This is a genomic window from Lewinellaceae bacterium (genome assembly GCA_020636135.1).
In the GTDB taxonomy this organism is placed as follows: Bacteria; Bacteroidota; Bacteroidia; order Chitinophagales; family Saprospiraceae; genus JAGQXC01.
In genome coordinates this window covers 1,571,461-1,598,035 of record JACJYK010000001.1, presented here as the reverse complement: position 1 = coordinate 1,598,035, position 26,575 = coordinate 1,571,461, and the positions used below count along the sequence as shown (strand labels likewise).

General features: G+C 46.6%; 23 protein-coding genes, 1 tRNA gene and 1 pseudogene. 17 read left to right on the top strand and 8 right to left on the bottom strand.

The features are described 5' to 3' along the window. Window positions 1-3: 3 nt before the first annotated feature. From H6570_06030 to H6570_06015, 4 genes are all read right to left on the bottom strand, one after another. On the bottom strand, window positions 4-1,047 hold the full coding sequence (locus H6570_06030; protein ID MCB9318818.1) for a sensor histidine kinase: 1,044 nt from the start codon (window positions 1,045-1,047) through the stop codon (window positions 4-6). After that, window positions 1,047-1,736 (bottom strand): response regulator transcription factor, encoded by a 690-nt coding sequence (locus H6570_06025; protein ID MCB9318817.1) that lies wholly within the window; start codon window positions 1,734-1,736, stop codon window positions 1,047-1,049. The genes H6570_06030 and H6570_06025 overlap by 1 nt, the downstream gene beginning before the upstream one ends. A gap of 81 nt (window positions 1,737-1,817) precedes the next feature. Further along, window positions 1,818-2,156, bottom strand: coding sequence for a DUF4296 domain-containing protein (locus tag H6570_06020; protein ID MCB9318816.1), 339 nt, complete (start codon window positions 2,154-2,156; stop codon window positions 1,818-1,820). After that, entirely contained in the window at window positions 2,153-2,644 is a 492-nt protein-coding gene (locus tag H6570_06015) for a histidine phosphatase family protein (protein ID MCB9318815.1), read from the bottom strand. The genes H6570_06020 and H6570_06015 overlap by 4 nt, the downstream gene beginning before the upstream one ends. A 115-nt stretch (window positions 2,645-2,759) precedes the next feature. On the opposite strand from H6570_06015, the gene H6570_06010 reads away from it, so the two are divergent. The 5 genes from H6570_06010 (at window position 2,760) to H6570_05990 (ending at window position 7,867) form a co-directional block, all read left to right on the top strand. Continuing rightward, on the top strand, window positions 2,760-4,433 hold the full coding sequence (locus H6570_06010; GenBank protein MCB9318814.1) for an SWIM zinc finger family protein: 1,674 nt from the start codon (window positions 2,760-2,762) through the stop codon (window positions 4,431-4,433). 3 nt (window positions 4,434-4,436) lie between these two features. Continuing rightward, window positions 4,437-4,913, top strand: coding sequence for a 23S rRNA (pseudouridine(1915)-N(3))-methyltransferase RlmH (locus H6570_06005; GenBank protein MCB9318813.1), 477 nt, complete (start codon window positions 4,437-4,439; stop codon window positions 4,911-4,913). A gap of 35 nt (window positions 4,914-4,948) precedes the next feature. Continuing rightward, the gene (locus tag H6570_06000; GenBank protein ID MCB9318812.1) at window positions 4,949-5,335 is read left to right on the top strand and encodes a RidA family protein; all 387 of its coding nucleotides are present in this window, start codon (window positions 4,949-4,951) and stop codon (window positions 5,333-5,335) included. A 140-nt stretch (window positions 5,336-5,475) separates the two neighbouring features. Continuing rightward, window positions 5,476-6,873 (top strand): arginine decarboxylase, encoded by a 1,398-nt coding sequence (locus H6570_05995; GenBank protein MCB9318811.1) that lies wholly within the window; start codon window positions 5,476-5,478, stop codon window positions 6,871-6,873. A gap of 19 nt (window positions 6,874-6,892) precedes the next feature. Beyond that, the gene (locus tag H6570_05990; GenBank protein ID MCB9318810.1) at window positions 6,893-7,867 is read left to right on the top strand and encodes a deoxyhypusine synthase family protein; all 975 of its coding nucleotides are present in this window, start codon (window positions 6,893-6,895) and stop codon (window positions 7,865-7,867) included. A 194-nt stretch (window positions 7,868-8,061) separates the two neighbouring features. On the opposite strand, the pseudogene H6570_05985 reads toward H6570_05990, so the two are convergent. Further along, a pseudogene (locus H6570_05985) lies at window positions 8,062-8,430 on the bottom strand (TraR/DksA family transcriptional regulator). A gap of 131 nt (window positions 8,431-8,561) precedes the next feature. Then, the gene (locus tag H6570_05980; GenBank protein ID MCB9318809.1) at window positions 8,562-9,962 is read right to left on the bottom strand and encodes an alpha-amylase; all 1,401 of its coding nucleotides are present in this window, start codon (window positions 9,960-9,962) and stop codon (window positions 8,562-8,564) included. 181 nt (window positions 9,963-10,143) lie between these two features. On the opposite strand from H6570_05980, the gene H6570_05975 reads away from it, so the two are divergent. Both H6570_05975 and H6570_05970 read left to right on the top strand, forming a co-directional pair. Continuing rightward, the gene (locus H6570_05975; protein MCB9318808.1) at window positions 10,144-11,637 is read left to right on the top strand and encodes a glycosyltransferase family 39 protein; all 1,494 of its coding nucleotides are present in this window, start codon (window positions 10,144-10,146) and stop codon (window positions 11,635-11,637) included. A gap of 135 nt (window positions 11,638-11,772) precedes the next feature. Next, window positions 11,773-12,300 carry a hypothetical protein gene (locus H6570_05970; protein MCB9318807.1) on the top strand — a complete coding sequence of 176 codons (528 nt, stop codon included), beginning with the start codon at window positions 11,773-11,775 and terminating at the stop codon, window positions 12,298-12,300. Here H6570_05970 and H6570_05965 read toward each other — a convergent pair. Next, window positions 12,287-13,495: a molybdopterin molybdotransferase MoeA gene (locus tag H6570_05965; GenBank protein ID MCB9318806.1), complete on the bottom strand. Its 1,209-nt coding sequence runs from the start codon at window positions 13,493-13,495 to the stop codon at window positions 12,287-12,289. The two genes, H6570_05970 and H6570_05965, sit on opposite strands and share 14 nt — an antisense overlap. A 144-nt stretch (window positions 13,496-13,639) precedes the next feature. Between H6570_05965 and H6570_05960 the strand changes: the two genes are divergently transcribed. From H6570_05960 to H6570_05925, 8 genes are all read left to right on the top strand, one after another. Continuing rightward, entirely contained in the window at window positions 13,640-14,749 is a 1,110-nt protein-coding gene (locus H6570_05960) for an XdhC family protein (protein ID MCB9318805.1), read from the top strand. A 38-nt stretch (window positions 14,750-14,787) separates the two neighbouring features. After that, a complete protein-coding gene (locus tag H6570_05955; GenBank protein MCB9318804.1) occupies window positions 14,788-15,687 on the top strand; it encodes an alpha/beta hydrolase in 900 nt (299 codons plus the stop codon). Window positions 15,688-15,759: 72 nt separating this feature from the next. Further along, a complete protein-coding gene (locus H6570_05950; protein ID MCB9318803.1) occupies window positions 15,760-17,283 on the top strand; it encodes a 2-isopropylmalate synthase in 1,524 nt (507 codons plus the stop codon). Window positions 17,284-17,326: 43 nt separating this feature from the next. After that, the gene (locus H6570_05945) at window positions 17,327-17,992 is read left to right on the top strand and encodes a bifunctional 4-hydroxy-2-oxoglutarate aldolase/2-dehydro-3-deoxy-phosphogluconate aldolase (protein ID MCB9318802.1); all 666 of its coding nucleotides are present in this window, start codon (window positions 17,327-17,329) and stop codon (window positions 17,990-17,992) included. Further along, window positions 17,976-18,980, top strand: a complete 1,005-nt coding sequence (locus tag H6570_05940) for a 2-dehydro-3-deoxygalactonokinase (GenBank protein ID MCB9318801.1) — start codon at window positions 17,976-17,978, stop codon at window positions 18,978-18,980. The genes H6570_05945 and H6570_05940 overlap by 17 nt, the downstream gene beginning before the upstream one ends. An 86-nt stretch (window positions 18,981-19,066) precedes the next feature. Next, on the top strand, window positions 19,067-19,828 hold the full coding sequence (locus H6570_05935) for an HAD family hydrolase (GenBank protein ID MCB9318800.1): 762 nt from the start codon (window positions 19,067-19,069) through the stop codon (window positions 19,826-19,828). A 54-nt stretch (window positions 19,829-19,882) separates the two neighbouring features. Continuing rightward, a tRNA-Ser gene (locus tag H6570_05930) sits at window positions 19,883-19,970 on the top strand. 373 nt (window positions 19,971-20,343) lie between these two features. After that, on the top strand, window positions 20,344-21,624 hold the full coding sequence (locus H6570_05925) for a VCBS repeat-containing protein (protein ID MCB9318799.1): 1,281 nt from the start codon (window positions 20,344-20,346) through the stop codon (window positions 21,622-21,624). A gap of 89 nt (window positions 21,625-21,713) precedes the next feature. Here the strand turns inward: H6570_05925 and H6570_05920 are convergent, their stop codons facing one another. Then, entirely contained in the window at window positions 21,714-23,951 is a 2,238-nt protein-coding gene (locus tag H6570_05920) for a tetratricopeptide repeat protein (protein MCB9318798.1), read from the bottom strand. A gap of 112 nt (window positions 23,952-24,063) precedes the next feature. Here H6570_05920 and H6570_05915 point away from each other — a divergent pair, with 112 nt between their 5' ends. Together H6570_05915 and H6570_05910 are read left to right on the top strand one after the other, a co-directional pair. Next, window positions 24,064-24,354, top strand: coding sequence for a hypothetical protein (locus H6570_05915; GenBank protein ID MCB9318797.1), 291 nt, complete (start codon window positions 24,064-24,066; stop codon window positions 24,352-24,354). A gap of 283 nt (window positions 24,355-24,637) precedes the next feature. Continuing rightward, window positions 24,638-26,551 (top strand): FAD-dependent oxidoreductase, encoded by a 1,914-nt coding sequence (locus tag H6570_05910; GenBank protein MCB9318796.1) that lies wholly within the window; start codon window positions 24,638-24,640, stop codon window positions 26,549-26,551. Window positions 26,552-26,575 lie beyond the last annotated feature (24 nt).

Here is a 26,575-nt window from a genome sequence, read left to right as displayed (position 1 = left end):
CCATCAGGCTTTCTCCAGTGTAAATCCAAATGTAGATCCCAAGTGAGGTGTACTGCGCACGTTGATGGTCTGCTTATGCGCTTCAATAATGTGTTTAACTATAGAGAGGCCCAAACCCGTGCCACCTTCTGCTCTGGAGCGGCTCTTTTCCACCCGGTAAAAACGGTCAAACAAGTGTGGCAGGTGTTTTTCGGAGATTCCGATACCATTATCGGCAATCTCGATCAGCACATACGCGTGCATGTCGTAAAAGGATACCCGTACGTACCCTCCGGGGTTCCCGTATTTAATAGCATTGGAGATCAGATTGATGAAAACCTGACGGATGGCTTCCCGGTCCGCTTTCACTTTAAAGGATTTATCCGCTCCTTCTTTAAAACCAATGGCGATCTTTTTCTTTGCGGCCTGCATCTCCAGATGTTCCAATACCTCCTGTACCAATATCCTTATGTCGAATGCAGTGATGTCCAGGATCATCGCTCCGGATTCGAGTTTTGATATGGTATCCAGGTCCTGCACGATGTTTTGCAGCCGTTCCACATTGGCTACGGCTCGCTCCAGGTACTTTAGATTGATGGTCTCATCCTGCAGGCCTCCTTCCAGTAAGGTGTGCAGATAGCCCTGAATATTGAAGATGGGTGTTTTTAATTCGTGTGAAATATTACCTACAAAATCCCTGCGGTACGTCTCCAGCGCCTTCAGTGTGTCAATCTGACGCTGTTGGTCGGCAGCCCATTCCGCTACTTCACGCTCCACATTCTGGATGATGTTTTCGTCGGAATCAATCTTCTTTCCAGTCGATACTTTGGATTTATGAATGACCTTATAAATCACTTTTATTTTCCGGTAGATGAATTTATCCAGGAAAAACATCATGGTAAAAAAGATCAATACGTAGGCAATCACCAACAAAATGAGACTGCTTACCCATTGGACCTCCCCCATGGACGGAACTTTCGTATAGACCAGATACAATAGTAGGATGAGCAGCAGAATGACCACTGAAGTCAATAAAGCCACTGCCCTGATGGTCAGGTTTTTAAACATCAATAATCAAATTTATAACCGACTCCTTTGATCGTTTTGATGTAATCATCACCAATCTTCTCGCGCAATTTGCGGATATGCACGTCAACCGTTCGGTTGGTAACAATCACATCTGAACCCCATACCTTCTGAAGGATTTCATCACGGTTGAATACTTTACCGGGTTTGGACACCAGAAGGTACAACAATTCAAACTCCTTCTTTGCTAGGTGGATCAACTCGTCCCTTTCGTATACCTCCAGCTTCTCCTTATCGATGCGTAAGTCACCGAATGTGAGGACCAGACCTGCATCATCATCTTCTGATCGTTTTTTACGGCGCAGCAGTGCCTGAATTCGACTCAAAAAAACTCCGGGTTTTATGGGCTTGGTTATGAAATCGTCACCGCCGGAATCAAGGGCGGCGATCTGGGTAAAGTCTTCGCTTCTGGCAGTCAGGAATGCTATCAGTGAATCGCGGTTCGTCTCCTGGTTCCTGATCTCCCGGCACACTTCGACTCCGTCCATCTCGGGCATCATAATGTCCAGGATGATCAGATCGTAAGGTGTTTTGGCCGTTTTCTGCAGGGCTGTCTTTCCATTTTCAGCCGTATCTACCTGATATCCGGCTTTGGTAAGATTGTAGTTGAGGAATTCGAGTATATCTTCCTCATCATCAACCAGTAAGATCCGTGTGTTGTCCGATTCCATGACATGTCTTCTTTTCCAGGGGTGAAAATAGGCACTTCCTGACCGGCTTAGATTATGAATATATTAAGAAATGATTATATTTTATTTCGCTTTTGACAGACTGTCAATCCTTTTGTTCAATTCTTCGCTCACCTGCTCGTAAATTTTTTTCATGCGGGGAAGGTCTTTTTCCAGGTATTTGATGGCTTCAGTTACCTGCGTGCTGTCCAGGTGATAGTTCTCACCCATGGTTTGTAAAAATACTTCTCGCAGGCTATCAATATTCCGGTTTGACTCCCTGTTTACGGCGACATCTGCAATGCTCATATCAATAATCAGGTTGACATAAGTAGAATCCGACAATTGCTCATAAGGCGGACGTGTCTCATGACCGCATTGGAACAGAAAGAATAACGGAATAAACCACCATACCTGTTTCACCGCAGGATTTTTTTAGGTGTCCAGAAATGCATCAACTTCGTGTTACTGGTGTCCACTTCTGCCCAGGAAGCTGCCGAGCTTGACAAATGGACAATCCCCGTGGTGGGTACATTGTCAATGAGCTTATCCGCAAAGTCATTGGCAAACATGGTAAATCCAGGATTGTGGCCAATCATGCCTACGGAATGCCAGTTTTCATCCAGTCCGAACAGCACATTATAGATAGAATCTGTGTCCGCCAGATACAGTTTCTTATCTGTGATGAATTTTTCCGGAGCAAGTATATCCACAAAAAAACTGGCTGTCATGAGTGCCCGTTTGGCCGGGCTGACCACCAAAGCATCCAGTTTTACTCCATTTTTATTGAGATATTTTGCCATGACCTTGGCATCCCGTAATCCACGTTGATTCAGTGGGCGATCAATGTCCGGGATGGAGGTAAATTCCCAACTGGACTTAGCATGACGAATAAGATAAATTTCGCGCATACAACTGCTTTGTACTGCAAATATCGGATTAAATGACGCAATGGGCAAAATGAAGAAACACAAAGGCTTCATTCAATTCTCCTTTGATAACGTATATTTGTAGGTTGACGTGGTTATGGAATTGAAAAACAATCCAATAGAAGCATTCGAAGCTCAAGTTCCAGAATCTGTTCTCCTGCAAGCGGAACAGGCCTGGGATGCATTAGCAGATGTCCCCGTCATTCAATCCATGGGCAAAGGCTTATACCGCACTGTGATCGAAGAACGGTCCAAAGAGCTCGAAGTGGAACTGGTTATCCGTAATGCGACCATCCGGAAATACACGTGTGATTGCCAGACCTTCCAGGCTAACAAACTCTGCCCTCATGTTATCATGGCCCTTTTTGCTTACCGCCAGTTCGCGGAACTGCAGAAAAGCAGGAGAAAAGCCAAAGCCGAGCAACGCAAGCAAACCAAAACCGCTGCCGGGCCCAGCTTTCAGCAAATCATTGACGCAATGAGTGCCGATGAATTGCGTCTTTTCGTCCGGCAACAGGCCCAGAAAAACAGGCAGCTGCAACACGAACTCAAGCTGACTTTCGCGCATAAGATTGCCTCTGAGGATGAGTTTATCAAGTATGACCAACTGCTCTATCAACTATTTAAGCCAACCACAACATTGCCGCACATAACCAAGCGAAAATGCGATGAATTATGCAATGTTCTGAGCCAGCTGGTCGATCAATCCAGGGATTTCACCGCTTTGGAAAAATGGAGGGAGGCAGGAGCATTGCTGCTGGCAATCTACCGGAAAATACGTTACCTGATTCATAAATCGGTGGAAGAAGCCCATGGTGGAATCATTACCCTGCAGAAACACTGGTATTTTGCCACCGAGGCGCTCCTTGAGAAAGGAATCCCTCCCCTGCTGCGTGAAGAGATCATTGATCACATCATGGAAGTGATCAGCAGTATCCATTATCAGGTCATCGATCCGGCACGAAACGGATACCGCCTGCTCTACACCCAGCAGGTAAGCCTGGACAAGATCACTGAACTGGTGCTGATGCATTCCACCCAGGTCCAATTCAGGACCCATCTCCATGCTTTGTGGCTATTATACATCCTGGAGGGCCACCCGCTGAAAGCCTATTTTCAGGAGCATCCTGCTCACCGTATCCATCTCAAGTCTTTTGTGCAATACCTCCAGGACCATGAACTATACCTTGTCCTCCAGCAAGTGGCTTTGATTTTATACGAGGACACACAGACCGATGCACAGTTCCGTGAACAACTCACCTGGGCGATGATGATGATCAAACTGGATGAGGCATTCTATCAGCAACTGTGGCCTTATTTTTGGCAAACGGTGCAGCGCCAGCGTATGCTTCCCGGTCTTTTCTGGTTATTGGAACACGACCCGAATGCGTCAGAACAAGTCGAACACTGGTTGAATAAACCTGTTGAACCGGACGAAAACACCCTGAGAATCCGTACTATTTTGTTGATCTGGACAGGGGATAGGGAAAAATTGCAAATGTGGCTTTCCGGACTGGAAGATCTGCGGATCATCCGGCAGGTTCTTTCTTTCTGGCATCAACAATGGACACCAGAAGATATCGAACAATTGCTGACTCCCGTGCTGATCCATCATCTGGAACAGTATGCCGGCACACAACCCATCAAACACCTTCATGACCTTTACAACGCCATGATCCACCTGGGTATGCGAAGGCAAGCCGAAGCCAGTGAAGATGCGGTAAAAGCTCATTTTGCGCATCGCACCAGCATTCAAAATCCGACCACCTAAAGCATGGCATTTGCACTCTGGGCTATCGGTAAGCAAAAATTTGAATTCCTTGATGAGGGTATAGAAGCTTTCAGCCAGCGAATCCGGCATTATTACCGGTTTGACTACCAGGTCTTCCACCAAATTAAGTACCGAAATAAAAACCTGCCGGAACAAATCAAATCGGATGAGTGGCAGGTTATCGAATCCAGCCTGAAGCCTCAGGACATGCTCATTCTGCTGGATGAAAAAGGCAAGGAATTCACCTCTGTTGCCTTCGCCGGATGGCTGGAGAAGTCACTGGCTGTGCACACCGGAAAACGTATGGTATTTCTTATCGGCGGAGCTTATGGTTTCTCACCGGAAGCTTATGCACGGGCTGATCAGAAACTATCTCTTTCCAGGATGACTTACTCTCATCTATTGGCACGGCTGATCTTTACCGAGCAATTATACCGGGCCTGCACGATCATCCGGGGGGAGTCTTACCACAATGAATAATATTCCTGATTCAACGACTTATAATTCCAGTTATCATGCTTCAACCAGTTTATACATCCACTGCAGCTACTCCGGGAGGCCATTACAGTCAGGCAGTTATCCATGGAGAAACAGTATATATTTCAGGTCTGTTGCCCATTTTGCCAGAGAAAGGTGAAAAAGTATTGGGCAGCATGCAGGATCAGCTCAATGCCATATTCGGAAATCTGGAAGCTATCCTCCAGGCTGCAGGAAGCGCACGTGATGCAGTCATCCGTACTACTGTTTATATCTCGGATATCAGCTTATGGAGCGAGGTGAATGCCAAATACAAAGATTATTTTGGAGACCACAAGCCTGCCCGCACGGTAGTTCCGGTCCCTGAATTACATTATGGTTTTAAGATCGAAATTGATGCCATAGCTGCGGTACTGCCAGGATGATCCAATTCTTGAAAATCATAAAGCTCCTAAATTTTATGGGCCGCAAAACCCACATTTTACCTAAATTTGGGGCGTCTGAAAATGCACCTTTGTAGAAGGTCAAGGTTGAACATTTAAATCATTGTCATTCAATTTGTTAAATGAAGAATAAGTACTTCGACCTGATTGATCAAACCTATTTTTTCCCACAAGATGGATTTGACATTCGAGATGGTTATCTGACCTTTCACGGACTCTCCCTGAAATACTTAATTGAGAAATACGGTACACCATTTAAATTAACCTACCTGCCCCGTATTGGCGATCAAATTAAAAAAGCGAAGAACTTTTTCAATAGGTCGATCAAGGCATACGGCTACCGGGGTAATTATTACTATTGTTATTGTACCAAGTGTTGCCATTTTAACCACGTTATTTCGGAAGCGCTCAAGCATGATGTGCATCTGGAGACTTCCTCTTCCTTTGATATTGATCTGATCCAAAAGCTTTATGCCAATGGCCAGATCTCCAAGGACGTGATGCTTATCCATAATGGTTACAAGACAGACTCCTACCTCGAAAAAATTGTAATGCTCCAGAATGAAGGTTTTGTCAATTCAATTCCTATCCTGGACAATGTTGCGGAGCTGAACAAGCTGCTGAAATTGCAGAAGAATCCCGTCAAAATCGGATTGCGGATGGCCATCGATGAGGAACCCCAGTCCGCTTATTATACCTCCCGGCTTGGCATTCGGAATTCGGAGATCATTCAGTTTTACAAGGATCAAATCAAGAAGAAGAAAAATGTAGAATTGAAAATGCTGCATTTCTTCGTCGATACCGGAATCCGGGATACCCTTTATTACTGGGGTGAATTCAAAAAAGCATTGAAGGTTTTTGCCGAGCTTAAGAAGATGTGCCCGACCCTGACCGCACTGAATATCGGTGGCGGATTTCCGATCCGGAACTCACTTGGTTTTGAGTACGATTACAAATACATGACCAACGAGATCGTACGCAATATCAAGGAGGCATGTGAAGAAGACGGGATTGAAGAACCCGACATTTTTACTGAATTTGGGAAATATACGGTCGGGGAGTCCGGAGCTACCATCTTTGAGGTGATCGCACAGAAGAAACAGAATGACACGGAGATCTGGTATATCGTGAACAACAGCCTCATGAACACCATCCCGGATAGCTGGGGTATTTTTGAAAAATTCATTCTATTGCCCATCAACAAATGGGATAATGAATATACCCGGGTAAACATTGGAGGAATTTCATGCGACCATTCGGACTATTACAATTCGGAAGACCTGAATCAACAGGTTCTGTTGCCTGTCTTCAGAAATGATGACGAAGAGCCGCTCTATCTCGGCTTCTTCCATACTGGCGCCTATCAGGATGCCATCAGCGGATACGGCGGGATCAAACACTGCCTCATCCCATCACCACAACACATCATCATCGACCGGGACATCAAGGGAAATTTTGTAGAAAGGGTATTCCGCAATGAACAAGTCCCCGATGAAATGTTGAATATATTAGGCTATTGAACAAACTACGGAAATCAAAATCATGAAAGGACCCATCTCGCAATTCATTCAGAAGCATTACCTCCATTTCAATGCGGCTACCCTGGTTGACGCTGCCAAAGCCTATGAACAACAACTCCAACAGGGTAATAAAATGATGATCACCCTGGCTGGCGCAATGAGTACTGCAGAACTGGGAATATCCCTGGCTGAGATGATCCGTCAGGATAAAGTGCAAATTATCACCTGCACCGGTGCCAACCTGGAAGAAGACATATTTAACCTGACCGCCCATTCACATTACAAGCGGATACCCCACTACCGGGATCTCAGTCCCATTGATGAAAAAGAACTGCTGGATCATCATTTCAACCGGGTTACAGACACCTGCATCCCGGAAGAAGAAGCCATGCGCCGAGTAGAAGAACACCTCATCAAAGTATGGACCCGGGCCTATAAAGAAGGTAAACGTTATTTCCCACATGAATTTCTCTACCAGATCATCCGGGAGGGCATGATCGAAGGAGCCTATGAGGTTGACCCCAAGAACAGTTGGGTACTGGCTGCCTGTGAGAAGAACCTTCCCATCATTGTACCGGGTTGGGAAGACTCCACGACCGGAAATTTCTTTGCCTCACACTGCATCGAAGGATTATTTGAACCCCACATCCTCAAATCAGGTATTGAATACATGATCATGCTGGCCAAATGGTACCAGGAAAATGCCGGAGATAATGGTATTGGATTTTTCCAAATCGGTGGCGGTATTGCCGGGGATTTCCCTATCTGCGTCGTCCCCATGCTGCACCAGGACCTAGCTTTGGACAACGTCCCTTGCTGGTCCTACTTCTGCCAGATCAGTGACAGTACGACCAGCTTTGGTTCCTATTCCGGAGCTGTTCCAAATGAAAAAATAACCTGGGGTAAACTGGAAGTGGATACGCCAAAATTTGTGATTGAGTCGGATGCCACAATTGTAGCTCCATTGATCTTTGCTTATCTACTGGGCTGGTAATCTGTAAAACCCAGTTCTTCTCACTCTATTGCCGGAATCCCTCCTGTGGGGATAATCCGATTAAGAATTTGCCTGAATCTGGAACTGAAGAGTCCTGAAAATCAATCCATATCTTCTTCTCCCATTGTCGTAGTCTCATTGTACTCCGAACGAGATGAAATGGACGAGGAAGAACCGGAAGAAGAAGAGGGAGGTTGAGACATTTTTGCTTCCATGGATTTGGTAGCATGTGGTACCGCCATCAATCTTTTCTTATCGATCAGCTTACCCGTAACGACACAAATACCATAGGTCTTGTTGGTAATGCGTATCAGCGCATTTTCCAGATCCTGGATGTACTTTTTCTGCCGGATGATCATATTGTTCAGGTATTCCATCTCGGTATTGGTTTCCGAGTCATCCATATAGTCACCACCAAAGTCGTCAAATGAGTTTTCAGCCAGGTCGTTCATCTGACTTTGCAGGTCATGAAGATTCTCACGCGCAAGGGCAAGTTTCTTGTCAATAACATCTTTGAACATTTCAAGATCCGTATCCGAATATCTGGTAACATCGTTGCTCATGATCGAAATTTTCTTCCTTGATTAGCAAAAACGGTGCAAGCTTATTTCAAGATTATCATATTTCAAAGCTTTTCAAACAAAAAAAGGTGAAACAGCGTTCCACCTTTCTTCCAGACATAGAAAACAAAACTTTATTGGATAGGTTTATTGGTGTACACTTTATAGTCCCAGGGATCCAGGGCAATGGCCTGACCGGCAGGGATCGCCTCCGGCCCATCCTGGTCAAAAAGGTTGTACAAACCTTCATAACTGCTGGTTAATGTTGTTTCCTGTGGCTTCGGAGACAAGTTGAGTATGACCACAATCTTATCCATGTCATTGCCCCGCTCAAACGCATAAACATCTTCAGATACATTAATTCTTACGGCTGCGGTATTCCCTTCCACATGGGTCTCCAGGCAAGACATCTGATGTCGGAGGGCTGTAAGCTTTTGATACATGGGTGCGATGGCAAAGGTACTGAATGGTATGGTGTCCTTTTCGAAGAAGCGCAGCCGTTTGCGTAAGGGTTCCTCCTGACCACTGTAGATCAAAGGCATCCCGTCAATGGTGAAACTTAAAACCGACATCACTTCCGCTGCATCTCCCATACGCTCGAACTCAGTTCCTGCCCAGGTATTTTCATCGTGGTTGGAGGTAAAGTACATCCCATAGCCTTTCTGAAATCGAACCCGGGATTCAGCCAACATGGTATCTATGGAATTTACATGGCGATGCCCCTGAGCTATATCATTCATCAGATGATGGAAAGCCCAGGCATAAGTCATTACAAACATACCATTGTTGCGATTTGCAGGAATTTCAGACTCCGCCAGCATAAACAGCGCCTGACGCTTGTAAATTGAATCACGGCATTGTTCCCAAAAATCATTGGGCACACCATGCGCTACATCGCAACGGAATCCATCAACCTTGTGCTGGTCAACCCAGAAAAGCATATCCGAGATCATCTCCAGGCGCATATCCTGATTGTCGTAATTCAAGTCGGCGACATCGGTCCAACCCCAGCTTTCACCGGTTTCCGGATTAATCGGATCGACGATGTTTCCCAGTGAGTCCTGGGTATACCAGTCCGGATGTGCTTTGATCCATACATGGTCCCATCCGGTGTGATTGGGAACCCAGTCGATGATCATATGCATCCCAAGTTGGTGAACCGCAGTGACCATCGCATCAAAATCTTCCATTGTACCAAACTCCGGGTTGATCGCTTTGTAATCCGATGCGGCATAATAACTACCGAGTCCCTGCTTGCGGTTGGTCATACTGATCGGATGGATCGGCATAAACCATAAAAGATCAACACCCATTGCTTTCAGTCGCGGCAAATGTTCTATAAATGCCCGGAAAGTCCCTTCGGGGGTGTATTGGCGGACATTGACTTCATAAACAACAGCATCTTTTGCCCAATCCTGAACACGTGGATAGGTTATGACTTCAGTGGACCCCTCCTCGGGTGCTGCCTGACGACAGGCGACCGTGAGCATGATCAATGAAAGGAGGAGTAGCAGGATGTTAATTTTGGTCTTCATGGCTGAGAATTTGGACAAAAATAGATAGTTCAAAGGAGAGAATTACATTCTTACCTATTACAAACAGCTTACATTTTATCTTTAACAATGAATGCTATAATTGAATTTTAACCTTCCCTGCAGGATGGGAAAAGTATAACCGGAGAAAGCATGTTCATAAAAATCAGGAGCAAAAGAATAAATGATTAATTTCTTAACACTCAGAACCGGAGAAAATCCTCCCCTTCCGGAATCTACGATCTGGAAGATCCTGCTGCTTTTTAATGCCTGGCATCTGGTCTGGATTCCCTGGTTGGGAATCATGCCCCAGGATGCTTATTACCACTTGTATGCCATGCATCCATCCCTCTCCTATTTCGATCATCCACCGGGTGTATCCTGGCTAATTCGTTTCTTCCATCTGTTCCTGAATAGTCATTCTGTAATTGTATTGAAAGCCATGGACTGGCTGGCTACCATCGGGATTCAAATTGGGGCCTACCAACTCTTCCGCACGTTCACTACCCGGGTGGAAAGTCTCTATCTGTCCGCCTGGCTGGGTGCAAGTCCGATGATCCTGCTCCTTGCATTTAATACAACACCGGATGTACCACTTCTCCTGAGTTGGGTCTGGGCGCTGGTCGCTATGCGCAAAGCATTTCTGGGTAACCATCCGGTATTCTGGATTCTGACCGGATTGCTGGCAGGTTTCACGTTTGACAGCAAATACACCGGATTATGGATCTTACTAGGCATGCATGGAGCATTGTTATTCTCCAAATCCTTTCGTCGATTGTATCGCTCACCGGGACCATACCTCGCTACCCTGATTGCAATTGGAGTCATGTCGCCGGTTTTCATCTGGAATGCAGAGCATCATTTCGTATCCTTCTTATTTCAATCCGGTGAACGGGCAGCAACCATTAAACGACTGGACCCCGGACTGTTTTTCGGACATCTGGGATCTCAACTGGGAGTCGCCTCTCCATTTTTGCTGATTCCAATCTGGGTGCAGCTCTATCATAATCTGGTGAATTGGTTTCGTAATAAACTGACTCCGGATAGCTGGTTTCAGTTTGTTTTCACTGCTCCTTTTGTGTTCGGTTTTGCAGCTATTGGTTTGCTTTACTGGGTCAAGATCAACTGGGTCATGCCTGCTTATCTCACAGGCCTCATCATGGCTGCACCATTACTTACGAAAGGTTGGTTCAAAGGACATTTTTATTTTGCCCTGGTATTACATCTCCTGCTAACCCTCGAAGTCGTCTTTTATCTGGTACCCATTCACTCCGACGATACCTGGTTTGGCTGGGAAGATCTGGCTACTCAGGTCGATTCACTTGAACAGCAGTACCCCGCGGCATTTGTATTTTCTGCAGATGGTTATAAGACCACGGCCGTCCTGCGATTCATCAACAATCGCATTTATTATGCTGAGAATATTTTAGGAAGGCCCGCATTGCATTTTGATTATCTGGGAGAAGATCTGGAAGCACTGACCGGTAAAGATGGCCTGTTCATTGATTCAAACCCAGGACTTCGCGACCGGGAATCCCACCCGATTCCCTCTTTGTTGAAAAAACATTTCACATCCGTCAGGTTCCTCAGGGATATTGATGTTTACCGGAATGACCAGGTAGTCCGGCATTTCCGGATTTACTATTGCGAGAATTACCTGGGTCCCCATCCGGATTGATGGTTCATTGCTTACCTTGTTTAGTCAATGTTTTATGACGACTACATCTTGAGTTCCGGGGGTTTTTTCAATACACTTTACAGAGGCAGGCTTCTGGCTTTTGGCATTGTGGCTTGTATAATTTTAGGGGGACCAATGACTTCACAAGGACAGGTCCGGGATATCTTGCACTATAAAATCATCCGTCATGCCTTCAAGAAAAAAACGATAACCAGCATCGCCAAATGGATCGATACTCTTCCTGAGCATCCGGAGATCGATGATCGCTATGGCGTGACGAATTTCAAATTCCAGGTCGACAGCAGCTATTTTCCCAAGCTGAGATTGCGTTCGCAAGATGTTCTGGCCATTTATCTGGCGACCAGCGGTGATTCTATATCTCAGCTGGGTGTAGAAATAAAACAAACCAAACGGTTTTTCCAAACACTGATGGATCAATGCAGTTTCATCCAGGGTTATTCCAATAAGACTCGAAAGATCCCTGTAGAATTGCACTACAACTATTTCCAAATTCTTACCGAAAGCAGATGGCGGATCAATAATCCTTCCAGGTATCTCTCCGAATCGACTTTTCTTATCCGGCACTACCGGCCTTCGACAGGGTTCATCCAAACCACCAAATACCCCTATTTCACCTTATTACTGATTTTCAACATCCAATGAAATTGCGGAAAGGAATCAATGGATATACAGCTCCCGCCTCAAATAGGTCCTGGCCACGGGGCAATTTGACAAATGCATCGGCTCTCAGCAGATTGGCAAGATCACCGGACCCGTGACCATTTCTGGGAATGGCCATTAATCGGCCGTCATCCCCAAATAATACCGTTACTTCCAGATAATAGGTCAGATCCGGCTTAAACACTACATCCTCGGCAAGGATCGCCTTTGGTTGCGTATATTCGGGAAAACCCATAGACTTTTTCATCCAGGGCATAAAATAAGCCTGCGTGCACAGGAACGAGGAAATCGGGTTACCCGGGAATGCAAACACCGTGGAGCCGGTGGGATGGCTTCCGAACCAGAAAGGTTTACCGGGGCGCTGGGTGATACGGTGAAAATGTTTTACCACACCAAGTGATTCCAGTGCTTCGGGTAAAAAGTCAAATTTACCCTTGGACACGCCACCGCTTAACAATAGAATATCGTATTCCGTAATTGCCGGTTTAAGCACCTTTATAATTTCTTCCAGATCATCGTCAAGATGGATGATTTCCGGCTCTAAACGCAACGATTTCAGGGTTGATGCGATGCGATACACATTAGACTTTCGTATCTGATGCGGTTGTGGTTCTTGGTGAATATCTACCAGTTCATTTCCAGTAGATATCAGCAGAATACGCGGCAGCTGGGATACTTGTACCCGGGCTTTACCAGCAGAAGCGGCAACGCCTATTTCAGCCGGAGAAAATACCGTTCCTGACGGTATTAAAAGTTCACCAGACTTCCGGTCCTCACCCTGATAATGGATATTCTGGCCTTCCTTGACCGGATGCATGATATGAGCTGATCCATCCCGAATCTCCAGATCTTCATAACGGACCACCGTATCCGTACCCAAAGGTAAGATGGCACCGGTCATAACTTCTATGCAATGCATACCATCATCGAGTCGCTGCCGGACAGCGCCGGCAGCTGCGACAGACTCAATCGGGAATGTAATTTGTCCCATAGCGTATTGCTTATGCAGAATCGCAATACCATCCATCGTAACCCGGTCGTAAGGCGGCATCGGGCGATCAGCATAAATGTCCTCCCGGAGCACACGGTTCCAGGCCTCATCCAGGTCGACGGTCACAATTCCAAAATCACGGATATGCTGATCGAGTATCGCTATTGCATCTTCGACGGAAATCATGATTTTATGGTTTAGCTTTTACACGGAGTAACGAAATAAATGTCCAAAGGTAAACCGATATTAACCTGAAGGATGTATTTTTAACCCGTTCATTTTACCTTTCCGCATCACCTCCTCGACAAAAATTGCAATAATCCTGTTTCGTTGAAAGAGATCAACAAAATCATTCAAGCCTACGATGCTATTGACTGGGCCAAAGAGCAGGTGGCTTTAGCCACCGTCGTACGTGTGGAGGAATCTGCCTACCGTCGCATAGGTGCCCGCTTACTGGTAAGTACCAGTGGTTTCTGGACCGGTGGTATCAGCGGTGGCTGTCTGGAAGGCGATGCCCTTAAAAGAGCACAGATCGCCATCGCCCGTGACGAAAGTTCAGTTGTCATTTACGATACACTAGACGATGACGCCCATCAGATTGGAATCGGATTGGGTTGCAATGGACGCATCGATGTGCTGTTTACACCGGTAAGGATGAATGATGCATCCAATCCGGTGGAATTATTGAAACAGGTCCGTAACCGGCGTGCACCTACCGTTTTATACCAAATCATTTCCGTACCCCGGGGTGACAAGCATCCGCTGGGTCAGCTGGCTATGGAAAATGATGCTGACGCTTTTGCAGATTCCATTGGATTTGACATTTCAACCCTTGAATACTGGACTAATGAATGCAAGGAATCGCGCAAATCATTGGTCCGGACCATCACGACCGGGACACAGGATCAGTATGATCTCCTCCTCGAGTTTGTCCGGCCACGAATCAAGTTGGTCTGCATTGGTGATAATTACGATGTCAATGCCTTCGTCAGTATCGGGCATGAGTTGAACTGGGAAGTCCATGTAGCCGGCAAAGCGAGGAAATTAAGTAAATACGCCTATGAATTTGCAGATAAAATCCATGATTACGAAACCATCAAACAATTGCCTCTGGATGACTATTCTGCGGTGATCCTGATGTCACACGATTATAAAATCGATCTGACCTTATTGAAACATTTTATTGGCAAGCCGTTCCCCTACCTCGGTTTGCTTGGCCCTAAAAAAAGAATGTTGAAAATGCAGGATGAGCTGGAGAAATCCCAACCACCGGTCCATCTGGAACACCTTGCCAATCTTCATGCTCCGGTTGGATTGGATATTGGAGCAGAATCCCCGGAAGAAATTGCACTCTCCATTGCGGGCGAGATCATCGCCGTAATGCGTGACAGGCAGGGCACTTTCCTGAAGGACCGACCGGGGCCCATTCACGATCGTTAATCCTACCGTTTCAACACACCTAAAAAGTCTGTCAATCGATGAAAACAAACTTTCAACTCATAATCTTATCTCTGGCGATGATATTTCAATTTGAAACCATTGAGGCTCAGTCTGTTGATTCAATTCCTCTCTACGAAGGCAAGATTCCTTTCAACCTGCCAACCATTGAATTGAATGAGAGCAGTTCAATCAATGAAAACGGGCATTACCTGGTGACCAATGTGTCCGAGCCGGAACTTTTCGTTTACCTGCCTTCACCGGATAAAGCGACCGGAGCCTCGGTGATCATCTGTCCGGGTGGCGGCTATTGGGTCCTGGCTATCCGTCACGAAGGGCACGATTTCGCCAAATGGTTCCAGGAAAGAGGAATCGCGGCCTTTGTACTGAAATACCGCCTGCCCGAACCACAAATAGTGTCTTCCCGGGAGGTGCCCTTACTGGATGCCCAACGGGCCCTGGAACTGGTACGGTCTAATGCCCCGATATGGCATATCAACCCGGATAAGGTTGGAATCATGGGATTCTCAGCCGGAGGACATCTGGCAGCCTGGACCTCCACCCAACCAATTTCATCGACCCGGCCTAACTTTACCATCCTGATCTATCCGGTCATCCAGATGTCCGGGCCGAATGCACACTCTGGTTCCCGGGATCGAATCCTCGGCAACGACCCTTCAGAACAAGAAGCCGAAGCACATGACCCGGTCGTCAACGTCAACGACGAAACACCACCGGCATTCCTGGTACACGCGGCAGATGACCCCGCCGTACCCATCCGCAACAGCATCAACTATTACCAAAAATTACTTGAACACCACGTCCCGGCGAGTTTATTTACCATACCCTTTGGCGGCCATGGATTCGGTATGAATGCAGCAGGTGTAAGTTGGCTGCCAGCGCTGGAAGCATGGTTACAATGGATGCATTACATGCCATAGTGATGCTAACCCTGAAAATCAACCGGACCGATTGCCAGCTCCGTCCTTAGAGATAATCCTTATTTTTAAGTTATGAAATCGGAAGAAACCATTCTTTTCCTGGACACAACGCTCCGTGACGGAGAGCAGACCTCTGGTGTCTCATTTACCGACCAGGAGAAACTGAGTATTGCAAAATTGCTCCTGGAAGATCTTGCCGTAGACCGAATAGAAATTGCATCAGCATTGGTCTCGGTCGGTGAGCTGGAAGGAGCCAGAAAGATCACCCAGTGGGCGGAGAAGAAAAATATGCTGGACCGCATCGAAATCCTGGGGTTTGTAGATGGTGACCGCTCGATCAACTGGATACGGGATTCCGGTGGGACCGTGTTGAATCTGCTGTGCAAAGGATCTGCAAAACATTGCACTTACCAATTGAAGAAGACCAGACAGGAACATTCCGGCGATATTTGCCAGGTGCTTGAGCGAGCTCAGAAAGCAGGTCTCCGGGTGAACATCTATCTGGAAGACTGGTCCAATGGTATCCAGGATGATCCCGATTACGTCTATTTTATGGTAGACCAGCTTAAAGATCATGGTGTCAGCCGTTTTATGCTGCCAGATACGCTGGGCATCCTGAATCACCAGAATACCCATACCTTTTGCAAACAGATGATCGACTGGTTTCCGTCGGTTGCTTTTGATTTCCATGGCCATAACGATTATGATCTTTCGGTAGCTAATATTTACGAGGCGATCCGGGCGGGTATCCGGTGTATCCATACTACGCTGAATGGATTGGGTGAAAGAGCCGGAAACACGCCCCTTTCCAGCGCCGTGGCTGTCATCAAAGACCATTTGCAATTAAACACCAACATTCGGGAGGAGAATTTATATGCCGTATGCAAGATTGTGGAATCGTACTCTGGCATCCGGATACCCCAGAATAAGCCAGTCATCGGCGAGTCGGTATTCACCCAAACCAGTGGTATCCATGCCGACGGTGATCAAAAGCACAACCTTTATCACAATAAGCTATCACCCGAACGATTTAACCGTAAACGTCAATATGCTTTAGGAAAACTGGCGGGCAAGGCATCACTGAAACAAAACCTGGATGAGCTTGGCATCGAGCTCGATTCAGAAAGCCTCCGCATTGTCACCCAGCGCATCAACGAACTGGGCGACCGGAAGGAGACCGTTACCAAAGAGGATCTGCCCTACATCATCGCCGATGTACTGGATACCAAACAGCGCGAAGAAAAAGTCCGTATCATCAATTACAGCCTCTCGGTTGCCGCGGGACTCAATTCGGTTGCCACCTTGCGGCTGCGTGTGGAGGATAAGGAATTTGAACAATCGGCATCGGGCGATGGCCAGTATGATGCCTTTATGCGGGCGCTGTATACCATCTATGACCGGTTGGGCAAGCCCATCGCGAAACTGGTTGATTATACAGTCACCATCCCTCCCGGAGGTAAAACGGATGCTTTATGCCACACCGCTATCACCTGGGAGTTGAAAGAAAAACGATTTACTACGATAGGTCTGGATTCCGACCAGGCTATTGCAGCGATAAAGGCAACCACTAAAATGCTCAATTTGCTGGAATATTGATGAGTTTTGCTTCCAGGAGGATCGCTCTTTAAAGTCATTTTATTTGAATCAGATGCCGGCAGAAGATTTTCAGAAAGATTCGTTTCGCAGTACACCGGTCATCGGCATACTGCGCGGATACCATGCAGGACAGATAAAGGGGCTGGTCGATCGATACCTATCCGCTGGGTTCACATGCCTTGAAGTTACCTGGAACAGTCCGGATGCCGGTAATACCATCCAAATGCTGGCAGACACCTATGGGGATGATCTGCTCCTGGGCGCAGGCACCATTCTTACCATCAATGACCTGGATCAATCTCTGGATGCAGGAGCCCGGTTTGTTGTCACCCCAATTGTTCAGCCGGAGGTCATCGCAAGTTGTGTACGTCAGCAGATACCTGTTTTTCCCGGAGCTTTTACGCCTACTGAAGTGTACCAGGCCTGGAATCTGGGAGCCACCGCAGTTAAGTTATTTCCAGCTGAATTTGGAGGTTTGGCTTATCTGAAATCCATCCAGGCACCTTTGACAGGGATTCCACTTATCCCGACAGGTGGCGTGTCGGAAGACAACATAAGCGACTTTCTCGATGCAGGTGTATTTGCGGTTGGTATGGGTAGTCAATTGTTTCCCAGGAAATTCGTTCTCACTTCGGACTGGACCAGATTAGAGTTGCACTTTTCACAACTCAAACGAAAGATCATGGAATGGAATGAAAAAGGTAAATAAATGCATCACCGATTCCCCGTTGATCTGTGCTGATTGGGGTACAACAAATCTGCGTTTATTCCTGGTCAATGCAGCAACCGGTACCATACAGGCTTCCATTCGATATGCTCGTGGCATCCTGAATATCCATCACGAGATCATCAGGAATAATCAGGAGCATTTGCGAACACAACTTTTCCGTACGCAATTGCAGGAGGGCGTCGATGCATTATCCCAGGAGGCTGGGACTGACTTAAGCGGAACTGATATCATCCTATCGGGCATGGCAAGCTCATCAATAGGTATCAAACTTATCCCCTACAGCTCCATTCCTTTCTCACTGACCTCAGGCCAATTGATGCATGCCTGGCTGGACCCGATGACCGGGTTTTCCAACCGGGTCCTGATTCTATCCGGGTTATCCGTAGCAGATGATGTCATGCGGGGTGAGGAAGTGCAGGCTCTCGGATGGTATTTGAGTGCAGGAATGTCAGGCAAGCTAACTTTGTTGCTACCCGGCACACATTCCAAACATATTTTTATTGAAAATGGAAGGATCCTTGCTTTTAAGACTTATCTGACTGGAGAGTTATTTCAAGTACTCCTGGAACACAGCATTTTAAATGTTCCGGGGAAAACAAACGAAAATGAAAACCCTGATCAGGCTTTTCGCCTTGGTGTGGAAGCCAGCGAGAGCCAGGCGTTATTGCATGAGCTTTTCAAAATCAGGGCATTGACTTTACAGGACCACTTATCAGTTGCTTTGGTACCAGACTATTTGAGCGGGCTGTTGATTGGCCATGAACTACGGCAACTGGAAGTGGCCAGCGATACCATTCATCTGGCTGCCAGTGATCAGCTGGTTCATCGATACCAGCAAGCCATGGAATTATTGGGTTTGGATTGTTATCAAACCTGGGATCAGGCACAACTTAGCCAATTCACCATTAAAGGCCAAGTCCACGCCTGGCAACAGATTACTTCAGGCTATTCTGAACATCGCTCGTAGTTGAGAGTTGGACACCAGTTACATTTGCGGTAATTTTGTAAACCTTCTCACTCAAATTTGAATTTAAAGACCAACATTTCAATCCAATGCCTCAAGGTTTTCTCATCGATATGGATGGCGTCATCTACAATGGTAATCAACCCATTCCCGGCGCCAAAGAATTTATAAATAAGTTATTGGAGCGGGGAATTCCTTTCCTGTTCCTGACCAACAACAGTCAGAGAAGCCCGCGTGACATGGTGAATAAGCTCGCCGGCATGGACATCAATGTGCAGGAAGAACACTGTTTTACCAGTGCCATGGCTACCGGATGGTTCTTGTCCCGGATGAAGCCACATGGCACAGCCTATGTGCTGGGTGAAGGGGGGCTGCTTACCAGCCTCCATGAGAATGGCTATTCACTGGTGACTCAGAATCCGGACTTTGTAGTGGTAGGTGAAGGACGCAATTTTACCCTGGAAATGGTCAACCAGGCCGTGGATATGATCCTTGACGGCGCCAAACTGGTAGCCACTAATCTGGACCCATCACCGATGAAAAAAGGCTGGACCAATCTGGGCATCAAAGCGGTCGTTGCGATGATCGAAGAAGCTTCAGGCCATAAAGCATTTTCTGTAGGTAAGCCCAGCCCGGTGATGATGCGGGTAGCCCGAAAAAAAATTGGGTTGGCAACAGCCGACACCACCATGATTGGAGATACCATGGATACGGATATACTGGGTGGTTTACAGGTAGGTTACCGCACCATACTTACCCTTACCGGTGTATCAAAAAGGGAACTATTGGGAAACTATGCATTTGTTCCGGATATGATTGTTGAATCCCTTCTTGAAGTTCCACTGGATTAGGTATTGGATAGGTGAATTTTTACTGGTACTTTTGCAATCCTCAAAGACGAGCTCGGAGGAGTGGCAGAGCTGGTTGATTGCACCGGTCTTGAAAACCGGCGTAGGCGAAAGTCTACCGGGGGTTCGAATCCCTCCTCCTCCGCAAAGCACTACGGCAGCCGTTCCGCCACCTGGCGGGACGGTTTTTTTATGCCCATCAACGAGCCAAGCTTGCTTGTGCGAGGAGATGGGCATAAAAAAAACACGATGCGTAAGCAGCGTGGCTGCCGTAGTGCTTTGACGATCCCCCTCCCGGGATCAGCGTAAGCTAATCCCCTGAATTAGATTTGAGATTGGGAGATTGGAGATTGCAGACTTTTATCTCGTACTGGAAACTAAGCCTGATGGGCATAAAAAAACACGATGCGTAAGCAGCGTGGCTGCCATAGTGCTTTGACGATCAATTGACATAGTACAGATCTTGGTATCACTTATTGATCTCCAATCATTAAATTGCAAATATTGAGACTACGGATATGTACTTTATCATCTTCATCATTTCTGCTTTTATACCGGGAAATCCTGTTCTTTTTCAATTCAGCCAGGAACACGCCGAAAAGATGAACCATCCACTCCTCCAGTTTCACGACTCCCTACCCCCTTCTCCTTCGTACTTATGGCGACACCTGAGTACTACGACAGGTGACATACCGCCCATGAATGGTGGCACCGAACAAACGGCCAGCCTGGTCACGGATGTCAATAACGACGGGATCAACGATATATTTATTGCTGAGCGCACCCAGGCACCGGCACTGATCGGTTTGATCCGCAATGACACCGGATGGCAACGCATCATCATCGAATCGGAACCTTTGCTCATAGAAGCGGGAGCCGCCGCCTATGACATTGATCAGGACGGTGATATGGACCTGGTATTCGGTGGTGAAGCCCGAAGTAATGAAGTCTGGTGGTGGGAGAATCCGTTTCCGAACATCGACCCGGTCAAGGGCTGGCAACGACACACGATCAAACACCAGGGTGCCACTAAACACCACGACCGCGCTTTTATTGATTTTGATGGGGATGGAAGGTGTGAACTTGTATTCTGGAATCAGTATGCACACACCCTGTTTTATGCACGAATACCTGCTGACCCTTCGGCAGGATCATGGACTTTTTTACCCGTATACACCTACTCAGCTGATGGTGAAATGGTGCCCCGAAGTGAATACCCTGTCTGGCGGCAAGTCAATGAACATGAAGGCCTGGCCGGGCAGGATATGGATGGTGATGGCATAGATGATATCGTCGCTGGGGGACGGTGGTTTAAATATCAGGAAGGAAGATTTATTGAAAACATCATCGATGCAAGCTACACCTTTACGCGGATCGCAGCCGGTCAATTGATCGAAGGCGACAGGCCTGAAGTGGTGATGGTCGTTGGTGATGGAGTTGGGCCCTTGACCCTGTATCAATGGCAGGAAGGCACCTGGAGGCCACAGATCCTGATCGATTCCGTGGATAATGGACACACCCTTGAAATCATGGATTTTAATGGCGATGGACATCCTGACATTTTCAATGCCGAAATGCGCTTCGGGGAAGGCAATCCGGATGCCGAGGTTCGTATTTTACTGGGTGACGGAACCGGGTATTTTCAAAAAATGGTGATAGCCACCGGTTTTGGCGTCCATGAAGGCAAACTGGTAGATCTCGACGGAGACGGAGATCTGGATGTGCTCGGCAAGCCTTATTCCTGGCAAACCCCGCGTTTGGACATCTGGATGAACGAAGGACCCGGCGATAGAAAGTAGATCATTACAATACTGATTTGTCCACCGTTCAAGATTGCCGCCGATTATTTATTATAATTATAATCACATGAGCTTAGAATCCAGAATTTCTAATTCCTTAGCGGATGTGTGATGTCTTCATAACCAGGTAAATTGAATAATGGCTTAAGCAATGGATCGTTGTCCACGACTGCCGAATGAAAATAGAAGCCATCATTAATTGACTGTCTCAATTTAAGCTGAGCATTTTCGTACTCACCCAAAAGCACATAAATCAGGCACTGATAATAGTAACTCTGGCCGTAATCGTACTTCTCAGGTTTATTTTCCTGCAGTTTTTGAATGAGGAGCCGAGCCTGGGCCGTATCACCCTGTTGCAGGTAACATCTGGCCATGCTAAAAATGAGAGTCGCAATATTTGGGTAGGATTCATAGATTGGTTTAATGTAGTCCATTGCTACTGCTGAACTGTCCAGGTCCAGCAATACCTGGGCATAATAATAACCCTGTAAAGACCGGTATTCATTCAATGCCAGAGAAGCATAATATCTAAATTTGGTTGCATCGCCTAATTTTTTGTATTCCTGGCTCACCGTATACAAGACTCTCGCATAACTATCCTGGTCCCGGGTCAATTTCACATCCTGCAATAATGTGTTTATCCCAGGGGTATCCTGAGCCATAACCAGAGCTCTGGTTCGCAAGCCAAGGTGCACATCATCTTCATCATCTGCCGGGTAGTAGCTGGCGTAACGCAACGCATCATTAAAGCGGCCCAGCTGGCAGTTTGCCTGAATGGCGTAAGAAATTCGATCACGGGCAAAGTAGTTGGACTCAAAATCCAACGTATCTGGTGAAATTTCACTTAAAATTTCCAGTGTCCGTAAGGGTTCGTTCACAAATTGCAAAGCGACCACAGCCATACTGGTATTGATGAACAGGTCTTCAGGATTGAGACGATAATCTTCCTCAAGAATGTGGTAGGCATTTTCGTTTTCCCCTTCCACAATAGCCTGATAAAGGCGAAACATGCGATCCTGTTTGGTGGAAAATGAAGATGTTTCAAAGCGCTTTCCGATCTGCTGGAGAATACTGTCAGCAATGGCCGAGTGATGCGGATTATTCAGACTAATGTGGATGTCCGTGAGTAGTAGGTAGGCATCCAGATAGGTTGAATCGAGTTGAATGGCCTTTAATAGTGCTTGTTCGGCTTTTTCATAATCTTTAGCCAGATAACGCATCGCTTCCATGTAAGCCCGGTGGGCATCCTGACGCGGAATTACCAAAACTCGTTGACCTTTGCTTTCCCAATAGCCTGCTATACGCTGACTAAGTTCCAGAATGCCGTCGGATAAGTCCTTCCATCTTCTTTGAATGATGGGAAAATGAATTAATACCTCATTGTTTTGCAGATTAACCAGGGAACTGGTAAACTGAAAACTTGAATCGGCTAAAAGGTAATAATTACCTTTTATGGCGAGTTGAGCTTTGAGGGTACGGATTTGTTTGAGCGGAGAAATCAAACCCATTTCCTCAAATGTTTTGGTCGTTGCAAGACTTCGATAACTCACGACCTTGACCGATTCCGTTTCTTCCAGACTTTGAGTAATCATGTCCCCTGCCCAAGCCCCGATGTAAGACAAAGAAGTATCTCGTGTATTGTTCGTGAAGGGGATTACAACGATATTATTTTCATACATGATCCGGTTACGTCGTGCATCGATGAACTGATCGGTAAGAAAAACGGCTAATAATCCCAAAAATAATATCGATACAACGAGCAGGTAGGGGCGTTTGTAAATCGGGTTTCGACGATGTATTTCGTTTGGGGAAGGGACGATCAGATCTTCATGCTCAACAGCATAGATCTGGATTGGCGCAGTAATATTTTTAACCCTTTCTGTGCAGAGGAATTTTAGTTTTATTTCCGGATAGTTTAAAAATTGCTGTGCCACCGGTTGTGACACCAGGATGCTTCCCGGAACGGAAAGATTTTGGAGTCGGGAAGCAATATTTACCGCATCTCCAAATACATTCTGATCCTGGCGAACAATTTCTCCCAGATGAATTCCAATCCGGACCGGAATAGTTGGATTGTTCCGAAAAGAAGTCTGCATAGCTATAGCGCAATGAATTGCATCCAGGGTACTGTGATGAATGCTCAGACTTCCATCTCCGTAAAACTGGATTAGTTCACCATGATGTGCTAATGTGCAGTCCGCGATAATTCTTTGATAGTGGGTGACCATGTCTACTGCCCTTGATTCATCCTGCTGAGTCAAGGCACTGTATCCCTGAATATCGGTAAAGATAACAGTGACCAATTCGTGATCCCGATTGGCTGGCATGGATAAATGTTGGATTGGTGATTGCAGTCGTTACCTCAAAAGATCATTTTCATTTTTTCGGTAATTCATTGAATTTACGTAAATTATAGACAATAAACCAAAATAATGTACCATGCCTGAAGATGAGACTCTCAAAAAACTTACGGGTTATTACCTGGAAGCAGTAAGCTACAGATTGAAAATTGCCAAGCAGTTTACTTCGATCATCCTGATCATTGGTATTCTGGAAAGCCTGCTTGGAATTGCAATTGTAATTTATTCGATTTTTGGATCCCCAGGATTGGTGTCAATAAGTGAGGCTATTTTAGCCGGGGTCATGGTAGTAGCGGGGACGACTATAAGTGTTTTATTCCTTTATATCGGGCCAAAAGAACCAAAACCACCCTGGCCTCCTACATCCTGATCCGGCATGGAAAGATCCGGGAGTTTGGGATAGCGGCAATAGCTTACCGAAAGCACCCATTATTGCAGTTACAACTTCTGAACCTATTTAGAAGCTAAGGTCTTTTTATTTTTTTAATGTCTGGTTATTTTCAATAAACAGGATATTGGATCCATCATCTGAGTTCCCAATTACATTTGACCACCGTTGGTAAATACTAACTTTAGAAAGGCAAGACGAAATGCAGTTGCACCACAACCTGCAGGACGGGCCAGCACTTTTAAATTGAATGTTAATAATAAATATGCAGTACGCGGTAAAACCATGGCTGTCCGGAAGTAAATTCCTTATTCCCTTTTGGATCGTTGTCGTTCTTACGTTCACATATCTGAGACCGGACCTTACGGCTCAACCCGTAAAAGAAGTGACGATTCCAGTCATCATTGCCGGCGGGGGCGCAAGTGGCACCATGGCTGCCATTCAATGTGCCAGGCAGGGCGTTTCCTGTGTACTGGTGGAACCGACATCCTGGCTCGGCGGCATGCTTACCTCCGGTGGAGTCTCTGCCTTTGATGGCAACCACCAGCTGCCTTCCGGACTCTGGGGAGAACTCCGCGACTCCATCTACAACCGGTATGGAGGTCCGGCAATGGTCTCCACCGGATGGGTAAGTAACACCTTGTTTGAGCCGTCGGCAGGGAATGCAATACTGCAAAACATGGTTCACCGGGAAAAGGGTATAACCTTGCTTCTCCAATCCGAAATAAAAGAAGCTGACTTTGACCACGGTCAATGGCATGCCCGCATTCAGACACCGGATGGCCCAGTGGAAATCAATTCATCCATCTTCATCGATGCTACCGAGCTAGGTGACTGGGCTGCCAGTATGGGGGTTTCCTATCGCCTTGGAATGGATAGCAAATACGACACCGGGGAAAAATTCGCACCTGAAATTGCGAATGACATTATCCAGGACCTGACCTATGTACTAACACTGAAAGACTACGGTCCGGACGCAGACCGGACGATATTGCCTCCACCAGGCTATGATCCGGAAATGTTCCGTTGTAGTTGCTCCCCTGCCGGTCAGGATCCGAAACCCTACATCGATTGTCAGCAGATGCTGGCTTATGGCAAATTACCCGGCAACAAATACATGATCAACTGGCCACGCTGCGGCAATGATTATTACCTCAATGCAGTTGATCTGGAACCAGACACCCGTATGCAGCCATGGAAAGGAGCAAAAAATAAGTCCCTGGGGTTTCTATATTATCTCCAGACTGAATTGGGATATAAAAATCTGGGTCTTGATGAAATGGAATACCCTACCTCGGATCATCTTCCTCTGATCCCTTATTACCGGGAATCGCGCCGGATAAAAGGCCTGGCTTTCCTGCGTGTTGATGATATCATGAATCCATATGATCAACCGCGGGCTTATTACCGTGCAGGTATCGCTGTCGGGGATTACCCCATTGACCATCACCATGGGGAGCGACCGGATGCCCCCAGGATAGACTTCATTAACATCAAGGTACCTTCATTCAATATCCCCATGGGCTGTCTGATTCCTGAAAGCGTACGGAATCTGATCGTAGCAGAGAAAAGCATCAGCGTAAGCAACATCGTGAATGGGGCTACACGACTTCAGCCGGTGGTTTTAGAAATCGGCCAGGCTGCCGGCGTACTGGCAGCAGTTGCTGTAGCTCAGAACAAAGCTCCTGCTGATGTTTCTATCCGGCAGGTACAGCAGTCCCTTTTAAATGCAGGTGCCTACATCATGCCATTCATAGATATTCCTTCCGGCGACCCTCATTTCCAGGCCATCCAAAAAGCAGGTGCAACAGGATTGCTGAAAGGACATGGTGTTCCTTTCAAGTGGGCTGACCAGACCTGGTTCTATCCTGAAAACTACGTATCCGAATTTGAATTCATTGATGGTATTCGGGACTATTATCCCAGCTTACTACACCAGTACAATGCAACTGGTGAGCCATTGACCCTCCTCCGTTTTATTGAATTCCTGAAAGAATTGTCATTCCAGGCAGATATGCAAAGGCTAACCACCGATTGGCAGGAATTGAAGTTGTCAGGGATACCTTCTGCAGATACACTGCTAACCCGCCGAATGCTGGCAGTCCTTGCTAACCAGTATCTAAAACTGTTTGAAAGGCCTATAGATCATGAAGGACGAGTTCTGGAAACCACGCCATAAGGTGTTAAAACAAAATCAAGCTTC

Bases quoted from the DNA above. Each gene is read 5' to 3' on its own strand.
- H6570_06030 (MCB9318818.1), bottom strand. From the start codon at position 1,047: ATGTTTAAAAACCTGACCATCAGGGCAGTGGCTTTATTGACTTCAGTG.
- H6570_06025 (MCB9318817.1), bottom strand. From the start codon at position 1,736: ATGGAATCGGACAACACACGGATCTTACTGGTTGATGATGAGGAAGAT.
- H6570_06015 (MCB9318815.1), bottom strand. From the start codon at position 2,644: ATGCGCGAAATTTATCTTATTCGTCATGCTAAGTCCAGTTGGGAATTT.
- H6570_06010 (MCB9318814.1), top strand. From the start codon at position 2,760: ATGGAATTGAAAAACAATCCAATAGAAGCATTCGAAGCTCAAGTTCCA.
- H6570_06005 (MCB9318813.1), top strand. From the start codon at position 4,437: ATGGCATTTGCACTCTGGGCTATCGGTAAGCAAAAATTTGAATTCCTT.
- H6570_06000 (MCB9318812.1), top strand. From the start codon at position 4,949: ATGCTTCAACCAGTTTATACATCCACTGCAGCTACTCCGGGAGGCCAT.
- H6570_05995 (MCB9318811.1), top strand. From the start codon at position 5,476: ATGAAGAATAAGTACTTCGACCTGATTGATCAAACCTATTTTTTCCCA.
- H6570_05980 (MCB9318809.1), bottom strand. From the start codon at position 9,962: ATGAAGACCAAAATTAACATCCTGCTACTCCTCCTTTCATTGATCATG.
- H6570_05975 (MCB9318808.1), top strand. From the start codon at position 10,144: ATGATTAATTTCTTAACACTCAGAACCGGAGAAAATCCTCCCCTTCCG.
- H6570_05970 (MCB9318807.1), top strand. From the start codon at position 11,773: ATGACTTCACAAGGACAGGTCCGGGATATCTTGCACTATAAAATCATC.
- H6570_05965 (MCB9318806.1), bottom strand. From the start codon at position 13,495: ATGATTTCCGTCGAAGATGCAATAGCGATACTCGATCAGCATATCCGT.
- H6570_05955 (MCB9318804.1), top strand. From the start codon at position 14,788: ATGAAAACAAACTTTCAACTCATAATCTTATCTCTGGCGATGATATTT.
- H6570_05950 (MCB9318803.1), top strand. From the start codon at position 15,760: ATGAAATCGGAAGAAACCATTCTTTTCCTGGACACAACGCTCCGTGAC.
- H6570_05940 (MCB9318801.1), top strand. From the start codon at position 17,976: ATGAAAAAGGTAAATAAATGCATCACCGATTCCCCGTTGATCTGTGCT.
- H6570_05935 (MCB9318800.1), top strand. From the start codon at position 19,067: ATGCCTCAAGGTTTTCTCATCGATATGGATGGCGTCATCTACAATGGT.
- H6570_05925 (MCB9318799.1), top strand. From the start codon at position 20,344: ATGTACTTTATCATCTTCATCATTTCTGCTTTTATACCGGGAAATCCT.
- H6570_05920 (MCB9318798.1), bottom strand. From the start codon at position 23,951: ATGCCAGCCAATCGGGATCACGAATTGGTCACTGTTATCTTTACCGAT.
- H6570_05915 (MCB9318797.1), top strand. From the start codon at position 24,064: ATGCCTGAAGATGAGACTCTCAAAAAACTTACGGGTTATTACCTGGAA.
- H6570_05910 (MCB9318796.1), top strand. From the start codon at position 24,638: ATGCAGTACGCGGTAAAACCATGGCTGTCCGGAAGTAAATTCCTTATT.